The sequence below is a fragment of the Paenibacillus sp. RU5M genome, from assembly GCF_900221055.1.
Taxonomy (GTDB): Bacteria; Bacillota; Bacilli; order Paenibacillales; family Paenibacillaceae; genus Paenibacillus; species Paenibacillus marchantiae.
This window is the reverse complement of record NZ_OBQM01000001.1, coordinates 1227173-1239718: the sequence shown is the minus strand read 5'-3', so window position 1 is coordinate 1239718 and position 12546 is coordinate 1227173. Positions and strand designations below refer to the sequence as shown.

The window sequence follows — 12546 nt, the reverse complement described above, 5'->3', positions numbered from 1 at the left end:
TTACTTCCCTGCCCAATACGAGCGTCTACGTCAAATTGCACTCAAACGGTTGATCCGGGTGTGTACTTTTAGCAATCGTTTCATTTCATGTAGCGATATTCTAGTAGATCCTTCAAATTTGAGATTTTCTGCAGCAGCTTCTCCCCGACATTGGTTTCCCTCACCAGCTTCCGCTCCAGTTCTTTGTCCACTAATCTTTTTACAGATAACACGTCTATTCCGTTACATAACACATCTTCTTTTGAATTAAATTTCTTATGGGCGACGAGCTGCATGCCAAAGGAATTGTACAACAAGGTGTATCCGGCAATGCCCGTTGTGGATTGATAGGCTTTGGAAAAACCGCCGTCAATCACGATCATTTTCCCGTTTGCTTTAACAGGGTTCTCTCCACGAATTTCTTTGACTGGCGTGTGGCCGTTAATGACATGTCCATGGTCCGGATTCAAATCAAACTCCAGCAAGATTTTTCGACAGATCTCTTCATTTTCACGTAAATGGTAGTAAGGATTCTTTCTCTCCTTATGTGCTTCTTTATCTTGGATAAAATACCGTTCAAAAGTGGTCATTTCTCTCTTTCCAAAGAGCGAGGAACATTCCCCTGTCCAGATGTACCATACCATATCCGTCGCCAGATCTTCTGTCTCTTCCGGGTGCGCATAGGCGTAACGTAAATAATCTTCAAAAACATCAAGCAATTGACGGCCTGCATATGTCTTGTCTTCAATCTGCATTTCTTCCATATTTCCTTCTTCATCCAAAGGAATACAGCCGTGGATTAACAAATTCCCGTTGTATTTTAAATAAAGGCTTCCCTTTTTCATGAGAAAATTCATATGTCTGGCCAGCTTTTCGGAATGCTGAACGGAGAACAGAAGCTTTTCCATCACCTGGCGTTCTTCCTCCAGCAATTGTTCAGGATTCTGCGGATTTACTGTTGCGAAACAGGTGTTTTCCAGCAGGTACGTTTTTCCGCAGATTTTAATTTCATTTTTGTCGTAATCAATCTGCTCCAGCAAAAGTCTTTCAGACATATTAAAGTATGGACGTCTCTTGATAATCGGGATTTCAAGTTTAAACTGGATCATGGCAATGGCTTGGTGAATTTTGGTGATCTGCAGAATTTCCTGCTCCGATACGTTATGGCCAGCCTGTAGCTTAGGTCTGAAGGGCGAATTGTCTTCATAGTATTTCTCCGCCAAGTTTAGCAGTGGGCGTAGATTGATTCCGTATACATCTTCAATAATGTCCAGATTGTCGTATCTGGCGCAGATCCGGATAATATTCGCAAGGCAGACCAGAGAACCTGCGTAGGCACCAATCCAGAGGACATCATGGTTCCCCCACTGAATGTCTACAGAATGGTAGTTGATTAACGTATCCATAATTTTATCGGGGTCCGGCCCCCGGTCATAGATATCTCCAACCACATGAAGATGGTCAACCACCAGGTGCTGGGTTGTATAAGCAAGGCCGATAATGAGCTTGTCCGCCTGGCCCAAGGATATAATTTGCCGATATATTTCCTCATAATAAGGATCCTTATTGTTGGTCGAATCCGTCTTGTATAGAAGCTCTTCTACAATATATACATACTGCTCCGGCAGAGCTTTACGCAATTTCGAGCGCGTATACTTGGAAGAGGCATAAGAAATAAGCTTAAGCATTTGTTCAATCGTTTGTCTATACCACTGGTTCAAAGCCTGTTTATTGCACAGCTCCCCTATAACCAGCTGTATTTTTTCTTCCGGATAATAAACCAACGCCGCAAAATCATTGATTTCTTGATCCGTCCAAACCTCCCGGAATATTTCTTTGATTTTCTCTTTGACGGTACCCGAACCGTTTCTTAGTACATGCTGAAAAGCCTGGAACTCCCCATGCAAATCACTGACAAAATGCTCGGTTCCCTTCGGGAGATTGGAGATCGCTTCAAGATTGATGATCTCTGTTATAATTTTTTCTTCCGTATCATATTTCTGGGCCAATAAATCTAGAAACTGCTCATCCAAAACAGATGTCCCCCTTCAAGGAAGTTATGTGGCATTAATTTTACAGGAAATTTCAAAGGACGACCCTTTTGAACCATAGCTAAAAAGAAAAACATTGGGTTTTTGCTAACTCGTTACCTGTATGGTTAACAATAAATATAAAATTATTTATATGGTGATTATCAGAATTGCCTTCCCACATCATACTCCAGTTTCTCATATATGAACAAATTTCATTAAAGGGATGTATTTTGGAGTTGCTCATTTAAGTCCACTGACTCACGTGTTATCCCGCTGCTTAAAACTTTTGAAAACAGGATTAGGAAGGAAGCGAGAATATGAACAACCATTCGTTAAAGGGATTAGCTCCTTGGCTTGGGACACGAACTTGCACCGATAACATAAAAAAAGCCGCTAAAATAGCGACTTCAATGGGACTATGTTCTTGTCCCCCGACAGCAGTGCCGTCTCCCTGCCCCCCATCGCGTTGCAGATTCCTTAATAATTTATTTTGCTTTCTCTAGATTTATTGAAACCATCCCATCATTATCTTCATCAATTAAAGCAACTTCAGAATCAGATATCCATTTAAGCTCACCTAGATGTCTAGCATATGCAAATTCATCTGGAAATTCTGAAATTACTTTTTCTAACAGTATTTGTGTCCCGTCTCGGTGCATAATAGAAAGATATATATCCATGCTTTCTACATTGTGTTGACAAATAACCTTAGCACTGTAGTTCTTTTTAGGACTCTTGATCACTTTCTTCCAGACCCACTCATTTACATACCCTAACTCTTCAATTTTCAGAGCAGTCTCTTTAAATGGTGTAATATCCCAATTTTTATCCAAAACCAGTTTTTCTATTCCATTCATAAGCAGTTGGAGCGTTGTTCTTTTTTTCTCCGTCTCATTTTTTACGCTGAAGTCATCCAAATTAAATTTGATTTGTACTACACAGACTCCTGAATCATTAATAATCCTCTCATCCGAAATATTTTCAACGCAATCCACAAGAATTTTCCAACAATCTTTCGTTTTTTGTTTTCCGAATAAACGTTCAAACATAGCAGTTATACAACGCGTCTCCAAACTAAATGAACGCCGTTTCCATTTCCAATTTAACTCGTAATCCTTTTTTGTCGCATCGTCATATTCGCATTTTTCTTCTTTCATTATTGATTCAACATTTTCATCATCAATTATATAAGGTAAATCTAGAACAAATGCTTTTAGATACAATACGCTCATCTCCCTCTATTTTTCCCATGGAGTTCTTGTTGATGTCTACTCATAGTATTGCCTTTTTTCCATAGTCTCATAGCATTCGCTTTCTCCCAATCGAGGGCTTCTCAGCCTGGTTGGTTTTTACTACTTTTGCTTCGTATTTTATGCTTCCTTTATTTTTATTCCATTTAAAAATCGGTCACACAAAAAAACCGTCGATCTCATTTTTAGATTATCGACAGTTTTTTGGAGCATTTTATGTAATGTTTTTGTCACCCTACAATTTATTTTTCTATTCTTACTCCATCTAGGTCTACATTTTTTTCAATGCATAATGATAATGAAAAAACCTCAGCTGAGTTAACCAAGCTGAGGTAAATAAATTAACTTTATTTAATAACTTCAACCTTTTTATCCCCTGCTGACTTCGCTACTTCTAATGTTGTTTGACCTTGAAGAGCGACTATTACGCCAGTAGCCAGCATAGAAACGATTAAAGCTGCGCTGAGGGCTTTGGAAATTTTCTTCTTGACCATAACTACACCTCCTCCGATATCTATTATGTAATAAGGACTTCACTAAATAATTACACTATTTCACTTTTTATGTTGGGTAATCCACCTGGTGATTGTATTATAACGTACTGACAATGATTGTAAAAGGGATTTTTTCCTTGTATTCAAATAAAATAAAGTATTAGACTCGGGCTATTCAACAGCATCCGCCGAGCATAGAGAGGAGACCTGAGATGATTCGCTGTAAGCCTTGATTTTATACATAAAAGGAATTAATTCTGTTAGTTCAAGGCCACTCACTCTAATTAGAGCGTCTCAACTAATTTCTGAATCTTTGAGTGGGAAATTAAATATACAGGACCCATTATTTCTATTTTGCCGTCCTTTACACGTATAGCGCTCTCCTGCTCTGCCGCGTAAACATCAATCTCTTCAGACAAGGGGAACAGGTAGCCTTGAACAAACGTGGCGTAGTCGCGTTGAGAATGAGATTCATAGGCAAAATGATCAAAGCCAATACCATCATAAATAGTACTTGTTTCAACTTCATCAGTGTTATTCAAGCTTAACCATTTTGCAGCCATGTTTAACGCACCGGCGCTGGCACCCATTATAACGGCATTGCTGTTCTTAATAACATTCGATAACTCATATTCCGCCAAAAAATCGTTCTGCAAAGCAGGATATCCACCACATAAAAAAATGACAGAAGCATTTTGAATGAATCGCCGGGCATCTTCCTTCTGCATGCGGTAATCAATGAAATGATATTCATCAAAAATAATATTAGCCTGCTTCAACCATGTCCATTCAGAAACATCATCAAAGTTAATTTGCTCACCTGTATAACCAGACGGATCAGCGCTAATCATAACAAGCGATTTTCTGTCTGTTATATCCTCATGCAACAATTTGACCAGCTTCTCTGGAAAGAAATCATTAAACCAACTGAGATAGTAGTGAGATTTCAAACTTAATTACCTCCATATGTACTATTTACATTCTTCCATTCTTAACGATAAAACATAGTATACACGCTAGAAAGACGAACGGTTTTTCAGCCATTTCGTTTACACACACTTGTACACTTTTCCTAAATCCAACTCTATATTACCATAAAATGGAATTTAAGTATGAGAAATATGCTTCCACGTTAACCTGCCCGATAGCTTAATAAGACATCATCACTCTAATATAATATTCCCGTTTTCTGATCATTTTGATGCCTTCTTCTTAGTTTTATTGAGCTAATGTTCCCCGTTAGTTCAATCATATCAACTCTGAGATAAACATTGGTGTAGCTCCATCCTCTGTATTAAAGCCCAATTTATTATAGAAATCCACTGCATAAGGATAAGAAATTAATACTTTTGTTTTACACCCTTTATATCTATCAAGCATTATATTCATCATTTCCTTACCTATACCTATACTCTGATAACTCGGATTAATAAGCATATAATGAAAATATACCGTTAAAACACCATCTGACAAAGCATTTATTAAACCAACAAGCTTTCCTCCCTCCCAAGCGGTAACAATTGAATGAGACCCTCCGATTGCTTGTAAAAGCTCGTTTGGATACTTGCCAGACTCCCATCCTACCGAAAGAAATAACTCCTGGAGTGCATCCTTAGTGATATCCTCTTTGCTTGAATCGTAATAAATACTCACCCTTATAACTTCCTTTCATAAAACTAACTACGGCACAACATCTGTTTTAAACCCCCATATTTCGATGGTTTTACAACCCGTACGAAGCCATAAAATATTACCGACAAAGCAGTTTCGGATTTATCAAAGTGAATGATCACTTTATTTACCTCAATATACTATCAAAAATATGTAGAGAAAATGGATTAACTGAAGTGGAATTTGGATTTGTTTACATTAGAGAATTCATCAGAATACTTCTTGATGCCTCTTTTATACATAGGCTATATGGTTTTATTCTCATTCTGTAAACGAAAAACATCCCTTGCTGCTTCAATGAAAGATAACATGATTGGTGAAAGCCACTTGTCTTTATGCCACAACATCTGTGTATACACCTGCAAATCAGGAATTTCCCATGGAAGGACAACAAGTTCTCCGCGTTCAATTTCAGCTTCCACGACGATTTCAGGAAGAAAGGCAATACCGATTCCAGAAATCGCACATTTTTTAATGGCTTCAGCACTTTGAAACTCTAAATACGTAATGCTATCAACGCCTTCTTTCTCGAATGACCGGTCAAACATAGTTCGATATGGACAACCCTTCTCATTGGTCAGGAACACTTCTTCATGAAAATCTTCCAATTGCAGCACAGTTCGTTTGGCGAGCGGGTGATCTGGAGCAGCTAACAATCTGAAATGTTCTTCCAGCAGCGGTTCCACGGAAAGTCCACTCGAGCGAATGGGTTCATCCAACATATAAACAATATCCGTGGTTCCCTCAAAAAGCGTTTGCTTGAGCTCTTGATTTGGAACTGAGCGAAAGATCAGACGAACTCCCGGATGTTGCGAACGAAAACGTTGAAAGACAGGCGGAAGCCGATAGGAGCAAATAACCTCATTGGCACTTATCGTTAGGGTGCCACTTAGATTTTCATTGTCATGAACAGCACTACGAGCTTCCTCCAATTTGTCAAGAACGCCTTGGGCGTGTGTTAAAAAGCGTTTACCCGCAGTTGTGAGCGCGAGTTGCTTGCCCAACCGATCAAAGAGGCGAACACCTAGCTCATCTTCCAATGCTTTAATTTGCATCGTGACGTTGGAAGGAACGTAGCTCAGCACTTCTGCTGCCCGCGTGAAATTTAATGTTGTTGCAACCGTACAAAACGTATTCAGTTGACGCAATTCCATCCGATGCTCCCCTTCCTCTTTCAATAATATTGAATACTATCTTGAATTCTATTCACTTTTATTGATGGTATCACGGCTCTATACTGAGCACAAGAGATCACAGTGAACATGTGGTTTTTCATTTTGAAGGGAGCGACTGTACGATGGACTATGAAATTTTTAATTTGGGTGATGCACTCTTACAATCAGGAGTGACGTTACCAAACGCTTTTCTTGCTTATAAAACTTACGGAAAATTAAATGGACAGAAAGATAATGTTATCGTCTATCCAACTGCTTTTGGGGATCAGCATATTCAAAATGAATGGCTAATTGGCAGCGGGATGGCATTGGATCCAGAGAAATATTTTATTATCGTTCCAAATTTGCTGGGCAATGGACTATCTTCATCTCCCAGTAACACACCTCATCCATTCGATGGGGCTAATTTTCCACAGGTAACCATCTATGACAACGTTAGATTTCAGCAGCAACTGCTGACCGAGAAATTCGGCATTCAAAAGATTGCTCTCGTCGTAGGGTGGTCCATGGGCGGCATTCAGGCATTTCAATGGGGTGCAAGTTATCCAGAGATGGTCGAACGAATTGCACCTTTCGGGGGAATCGCCAAACCTTGGCCTCACACATATGTAGTTCTGGAAGGTGTAAAAGCTTCCCTGCTATCTGCAGTCCGCTTCGACTCAAGTAAACTAAACCAATTGACTTCTACTGACATGCGCGCCGTTGGCCGGGTCTATGCAGGATGGGGACTATCGCATGCGTTTTATAGAGAAGAGCTTTATCGTGAGATGGGATTTGACACATTGGAGGATTTTGTAGCTGGTGTCTGGGAAGAGAGCTTTATGAATATGGATCCGCACAATGTTCTGTCCATGTTATGGACAGGCCAACATGCAGATATTAGTGCCAACCCTTCCTATAAGGGAGACTTTGATAAAGCACTTCAGAGCATAAAAGCTCTTGCCTGTATCATGCCGGGGAGCACGGATCTCTTCTGCACAGCGGACGACAATGAATACGAAGCTGAGCGCATACCCAACGCTACCTTTAACCCAATACAATCGAAATGGGGCCATTTTGCCGGTCGTGGAATCAACAGTACCGATAATCAATTTATTGATGACAATCTGAAGCAATTGTTGTCACATAGCGCAAAAGAATAGATCGTTACCTGTATTGGATGTCTGTCAGGCATAACAAGATCCCTATTCTTTAGCCGGTATATTTCTCTCATGAATTAACAACCTAATCTAACGTATTTGAGGTCACCAGATCCTACTGGTTCGACCTCTTCTTTTTTTTCTGTGTTTTTACTAGCTTTAACGAATTAAATGAAGTCTGAAGTTCTAGTTTTTATCCACATTGAATGATGTTAGGTTTTGTAAACAAAGAGACTGTAACCTGTCTTAAATCTTGTAAGTCAACCTTACTTTTTTTATCGTTCGCATACTTGAAGTATGTGACAAAATTCAATTAACCTTCCTATGAATAGGAACAAGTTCTTGTCCTCGGACAATTTTTTCTTCAGTTGTCATTTTAGTGGCCACATTGTTCATCGCATAGTTTAATGCTGCTTCTTGCCATCCCTCCCTAATAGTTAAGGTTCCATCCGTTGAATAACCACTTGATATCCATAATCCGCACAATCTCTGGGTTCAAATCAATAATTAATAATGCTGTTTTTTTAGGATTGAAATTCATTTTTATTCTTCCTTTCTTTTAGGCACATCCTATTCATTCGTGATTACAATTTTGCCATTTGCTGAGTTACTCTCCATTAACAGATGAGCCTCTGCTATTGCTTCTAGTTTGAACACTTTAGCAATGGGCGGAATAAGTGCATGGTCCTTTATATGATTAAATAGATCGACCAGCACCGTTTCTTTAATAACTTCACTTGTAAAAGCCGTAAAGAAAACACCTGTTGTAGAGTTTTTAGCCTTTACTTGGTTCTATGTAAAAATCCGCCAAGGAAATGTAGCGGAAATTTTTTAAAGCTTACTATATTAAACTAAGAATGCTTTAGAAATGATGACTAACAGGATGAAGAGTACTAATATTGCACCTGTGCTACTATAACCTCCACCAAACCCTCCGATATTTCCATTGCCATACTCGTATCCAACTTCACTCATATTTCTTCCCCCTCATTTTCGATATATATTAAGCTATTCAGAAATGTTTAATTTGACACGGCTAAAATGAAAGGTTTCCACAAGAGAGTTTAGTTCAATCTCTGTGTTGTTATCTTATTCACGAGATATGTTAGAATAAGAGTATCACCCTTTTTCAATTCGACAAACAAAAACTCCGCCATAGCGAGGTTTTGGAATACCAATGAAGAAAAAAAGGTGTTACTTTAAGATATGCTAATAAAAATAAGATGTGAATAATAATTATCAAGATTTTCCCTCAATTACATCTTCTTATCTTACAAACTCAAGAAAAGTTCCATCAGAGTTTCTATAACCTTTCCAATCCTCTTTCGGCACAAGTTATTTCTCGAAATCTTTATACTGACGGCTCCCGACAATGGGAACGAACGTAATTGCGCAGCTCTGTCAGAACGGCCATTTCGTAATAATGCCGGTTGATCGTTCCTCCATCATCGTAGACGTGCTTTTGCCAACGGTTTGAAATGAAATTTAGCGGTCATTTAATAAACACAGGCTGTTTTCGGCGTTCTCTACAATGAATGATTTTGTACTGAATTATTTTTTTAAACCAGCTGCATAGAATGGACCATTAACTGATATGGTCGTTAGGATACGAGCCATTTCTTGAGGAGTTTCTTTCGTACCACTTTCCAACCATTGCTGAATTACCCCTATTATTGCAGTCCCCATATAAGCAGCTAAATATTGTCCTGGAACAAGAAGATTTTCTTCTTTTACAAATGAGTTTGGATTATTTCCATAGAGTGTTTCCCACATAAATTGTTTCAATCTTGTTTGAAATGTTAAATCCCCGTTTGGACCTAACACAGCTTTCATAAATCCACCATTCAAATTTAAATACTCAAATATTGAAACGGTTAAGGAAAATGGAATTAATTTTTCAGAGTCACTTTCAAGTGCGGCAATAACACTTGGATAGTTTTGTTTTGTAATTCTGGACATATCAAGCATAATATCTTCCTCACATTTAGTCATTAAATCAAATTTGTCTTGATAGTGAGCATAAAACGTACCTCTATTAATGTTCGCCTTCGTTGTTATGTCTTTAACCGTAATTGCTTTAAAACCTTTTTCATTTATTAGTTCAACTAGTGCTTGTCGAATGGATTCTTTTGTCCGAATGACACGTAAATCAGGGTTAATATTGCGCAAGTAAATTCCTCCTAAATTTTATCCAACACAATCATTAAAGGTGTTCCGTAACCAACACATTTGGCATTTTTAATTATTGAACATAGACTTCTCCAATTTTATAATTTGAAGTGTAATAAACAACAGGTTGTTCATTTATTATAACTTATCATCTGGGAGGGGATACAGGCAAAATTTAAACGAATATAAATGCTAAGCAAAATTCGATATAAAATAAACGGAGTTTTCATGCAAAGTTGAAACCAACACATCCCCATGACACTGTATAAGGTTTGAGCAAAATAGTCGTGACTACTTCACTTATGAAAATCAAGAGATAATCATCGAAAAGGATGTTCCCCTCAAAATTCGGGATGATATTATAATATATGTAAATTTATTACATCTGGACAAGCCTGGTAAATTTCTCCCGTACCCCAAACGAGGTTTTCTAAAATGCGAATAACGTTTTGATGCACGGGGACGATATCAACTAACGAGTGAAGATTTTTAAATCAAAGAATGCAATTCAATTTTAAGGAGGAAGCAACTATGGATAAAGTAAAAGAAATGATGTTATTCAACCCATCATTCGAATATATCGATGATGGAGTAGAGCATGGTATACTGAGCAAATTTAACCCGGGTACAGCGGTGCTAAAGAAAGGCTATCAAGTAGATCAACGTTTTATGCCACTGCCGTGTGATGTGATTTTTGAAAAAGATGTACCGGTAAAACTTAGAGATGGTGTTACAATCTACACTGATGTTTTCCGCCCCTCTGGAGCAGAAAAGGTTCCTGTTATTATTTCTTGGAGTCCTTATGGAAAGGCAGCCGGCACAGCCCCAAGATACACAAATCTTTTTGGTATGATTGGTATACCTGATTCAGAACTTTCGGGTCTTCATAAGTTCGAAGGCAGTGACCCCGCTTACTGGTGCAATCATGGTTATGCAGTTTGCAATCCTGATCCGAGAGGAATTGCTCATTCTGAAGGCGATATATATATGATTGGTACACAAGAGGCTCGTGACTGCTATGATCTTATTGAATGGCTTGCAGAACAGGAATGGTGTAACGGAAAGGTCGCTACAAGCGGTACTTCGTATCTTGCATTTTCACAGTGGTTTATTGCTGCTGAGCAGCCGCCCCACCTTGCAGCAATAAATCCGGAGGAAGGCTTGGGAGATGCTTATCGTGACCTCATTCGTCGCGGTGGTATACTTGATGTAAACTTTGCATCTCGTCTGCAGGTTAACCATGTACATGCCGGTGAAGCTGTTAGGAGAGAAGATGTACATGATGAAGGACTTAAATATCCATTTGCCAACTGTGACTTATGGGAGGATAAAATTGCTAGATTCGAGAATATAACTTGCCCTGCTTATGTTGTAGCAAGTTACAGCAATACATTGCACACACCAGGCACATTTCGTGCTTGGAGAAATATGCCAAAGGAAAACAAATGGCTTCGTATCCATGACAATCAGGAATGGCCGGATTTCTACAAGGAAGAACAGCAGGAAGATCGCCTTAAATTCTTCGACCATTTCCTTAAGGGAATAGATAATGGCTGGGAGAAAACACCTGTGGTGCGGTATGCGCTTCATGATTTTGAAGGCGGTCATTACGAAGGTATAGAAGCTGAAACGTTCCCACCAGAAGGAACGGTATACAAGAAGATGTATCTTAACGGAGTTACTCGTACTCTTTCAGAAACACTTGCCCAAACAGATATACCTGCAATTTATGATAGTGAGGCATCTCCTGCACAGGCATCCTTCCTCTATAAAGCAGAGGAAAAGACAGAACTTGTCGGTTATCCTAAAGCAAAACTTTATGTTGAAGTTGATGGAAGCGATGATATGGATATACTTGTATATCTCTATAAGCTTGATAAATTCGGAAATCACCTTCAGCAGTTTGTAATTCCAAATATGACTGCAAGGATGCATGATCTAACAGACCGCGGCGGAAGTGTTTTAAGATATAAAGGAAGCAATGGTCGTCTTCGTGTATCAATGAGACACCTTGATGAAGAAAAGAGTACAAATGAAGTACCTGCATATACTTTTGATCGTGAAGAAAAACTCCACAAGGGTGAGATTGTAGAGATTGAAATTGAGATGTTCCCAATTGGAATGCTCCTTTATCCGGGAGAGCAACTTCGCTTTATTGTAAGCGCCAAGGATGAAGTCGGTGGCATAATGCCGGGTACACCTGCCGCACCACCGGTAAATCATGGTAAGCATATTATTCACTGCGGCGGACAGTATGATTCGTATTTGCAGCTCCCTTTTAGAAAATAATTTTTAGTCGTCCGTCCTTGAGAAACGCAGTCTGCATGTCCCATTGGGGGTACCTCCAACAAAACGCGAAAAACGTACGATAAATCAAACAAGCTGGAAATTCTGTACGCTAAGGAATTCCGGCTTGTTTTGTGTAAGTGCTGTGAAAGATCAACTTTTAACCTCGTAATGCTTCTTGCTTCCTTTCCCTTCATCATCCCTTCTTCGTACTGTGTATCAGACACTATGCTCCTCAACAGCACTTCTATATAGCTAAATGTGCTGTTGAGCGCCTGTTCTTGTTAAATGAGGGTTATTGGCAGGAACATTGTCACTGACGGACAGGTGGTACAAAGACTAGAGCCAAT

Annotated in this window: 10 protein-coding genes and 1 pseudogene; 2 read left to right on the top strand and 9 right to left on the bottom strand. The window is 39.1% G+C overall.

Translation table 11 applies throughout. From position 1 onward, the window contains the following. Positions 1-80: 80 nt before the first annotated feature. From CRO25_RS05545 to CRO25_RS05525, 6 genes are all read right to left on the bottom strand, one after another. Positions 81-2012 carry a fructose-1,6-bisphosphatase gene (locus CRO25_RS05545; RefSeq protein WP_079693645.1) on the bottom strand — a complete coding sequence of 644 codons (1932 nt, stop codon included), beginning with the start codon at positions 2010-2012 and terminating at the stop codon, positions 81-83. 485 nt (positions 2013-2497) lie between these two features. After that, positions 2498-3235, bottom strand: a complete 738-nt coding sequence (locus tag CRO25_RS05540) for a hypothetical protein (protein WP_079693646.1) — start codon at positions 3233-3235, stop codon at positions 2498-2500. Positions 3236-3609: 374 nt separating this feature from the next. Continuing rightward, positions 3610-3756 (bottom strand): hypothetical protein, encoded by a 147-nt coding sequence (locus tag CRO25_RS33215; RefSeq protein ID WP_179132063.1) that lies wholly within the window; start codon positions 3754-3756, stop codon positions 3610-3612. Between the two features lie 284 nt (positions 3757-4040). Beyond that, on the bottom strand, positions 4041-4706 hold the full coding sequence (locus tag CRO25_RS05535; protein ID WP_079693647.1) for a Type 1 glutamine amidotransferase-like domain-containing protein: 666 nt from the start codon (positions 4704-4706) through the stop codon (positions 4041-4043). A gap of 298 nt (positions 4707-5004) precedes the next feature. Next, positions 5005-5409 (bottom strand): GNAT family N-acetyltransferase, encoded by a 405-nt coding sequence (locus CRO25_RS05530; RefSeq protein ID WP_072733020.1) that lies wholly within the window; start codon positions 5407-5409, stop codon positions 5005-5007. 263 nt (positions 5410-5672) lie between these two features. Then, a complete protein-coding gene (locus CRO25_RS05525; RefSeq protein ID WP_079693648.1) occupies positions 5673-6581 on the bottom strand; it encodes a LysR family transcriptional regulator in 909 nt (302 codons plus the stop codon). A 143-nt stretch (positions 6582-6724) separates the two neighbouring features. Here CRO25_RS05525 and CRO25_RS05520 point away from each other — a divergent pair, with 143 nt between their 5' ends. Further along, on the top strand, positions 6725-7744 hold the full coding sequence (locus CRO25_RS05520) for an alpha/beta fold hydrolase (RefSeq protein ID WP_079693649.1): 1020 nt from the start codon (positions 6725-6727) through the stop codon (positions 7742-7744). A gap of 567 nt (positions 7745-8311) precedes the next feature. On the opposite strand, the pseudogene CRO25_RS34260 reads toward CRO25_RS05520, so the two are convergent. The 3 genes and pseudogenes from CRO25_RS34260 to CRO25_RS05495 form a co-directional block, all read right to left on the bottom strand. Then, positions 8312-8488, bottom strand: a pseudogene (locus CRO25_RS34260) (zinc-binding dehydrogenase); the annotation flags it as partial. Between the two features lie 99 nt (positions 8489-8587). Continuing rightward, on the bottom strand, positions 8588-8716 hold the full coding sequence (locus tag CRO25_RS05505; protein ID WP_079693651.1) for a sporulation protein YjcZ: 129 nt from the start codon (positions 8714-8716) through the stop codon (positions 8588-8590). A 576-nt stretch (positions 8717-9292) separates the two neighbouring features. Beyond that, positions 9293-9910, bottom strand: a complete 618-nt coding sequence (locus tag CRO25_RS05495; RefSeq protein ID WP_079693652.1) for a TetR/AcrR family transcriptional regulator — start codon at positions 9908-9910, stop codon at positions 9293-9295. A 531-nt stretch (positions 9911-10441) separates the two neighbouring features. On the opposite strand from CRO25_RS05495, the gene CRO25_RS05490 reads away from it, so the two are divergent. After that, positions 10442-12199: a CocE/NonD family hydrolase gene (locus CRO25_RS05490; protein WP_079693653.1), complete on the top strand. Its 1758-nt coding sequence runs from the start codon at positions 10442-10444 to the stop codon at positions 12197-12199. The last annotated feature ends 347 nt before the right edge of the window (positions 12200-12546 follow it).